The sequence below is a fragment of the Phocaeicola sp. RTP21198st1_B8_RTP21198_201120 genome (assembly GCF_040929485.1).
Taxonomy (GTDB): domain Bacteria; phylum Bacteroidota; class Bacteroidia; order Bacteroidales; family Bacteroidaceae; genus Phocaeicola; species Phocaeicola dorei.
The window spans coordinates 1-786 of record NZ_JBCOCI010000429.1 but is presented as its reverse complement, the minus strand read 5'-3'; the positions used below and the strand labels follow the sequence as shown (position 1 = coordinate 786).

At 50.5% G+C, this 786-nt stretch carries 1 protein-coding gene; it reads left to right on the top strand.

Annotated elements, in window-relative coordinates; translation table 11 throughout:
* Window positions 1-38: 38 nt before the first annotated feature.
* On the top strand, window positions 39-786 hold a 748-nt coding region (locus AB5935_RS26990), incomplete at its 3' end, for a TolC family protein (RefSeq protein WP_368327977.1).

The following is a 786-nucleotide window of genomic DNA, read 5'->3' as shown; positions in this document are numbered from 1 at the left end:
GTGAAGTTGAACGCGAACGTAACTAAATGAAAGAAAGAATGAAGAAGAATATCATCACATTAGTTGCCATCAGTCTGTCGTTGAGCGGTTGTGGCATCTATACCAAATACAAACCCGCCACTGTCGTCCCCGACCATCTTTATGGGGAGGAAGTGGTGGCCGAGGACACTGCCAGTCTGGGTAATATGGACTGGCGGGAACTTTTCACCGATCCTTATCTGCAATCCCTCATCGAAGTGGGATTACAGACTAATACCGACTATCAGTCCGCCCAGCTTCGTGTGGAACAGGCACAGGCGGCACTGATGTCTGCCAAACTTGCTTTTCTGCCTGCTTTTGCCCTTTCCCCGCAGGGAACGGTGAGCAGTTTTGATACACACAAGGCTACGCAGGCTTATTCATTGCCCGTTACTGCCAGTTGGGAGCTGGACGTATTCGGTCGTATGCGCAATGCCAAAAAACAGGCGAAAGCACTTTATGCTCAAAGCGAGGATTATCGTCAGGCTGTCCGTACCCAGTTGATAACAGGCATAGCCAATACTTACTATACCCTGCTGATGCTGGATGAGCAACTCGACCTTTCCCGTCAGACGGAGACGGCATGGAAAGAAACCGTGGCCTCCACCCGCGCTCTGATGAATGCCGGACTGGCAAACGAATCCGCTGTGTCGCAGATGGAAGCTGCTTATTATCAGGTGCAGAGTTCTGTACTCGATTTGCAGCAGCAGATCAGTCAGGTGGAGAATAGCCTTGCCTTATTATTGGCGGAGACACCCCGTAATTATG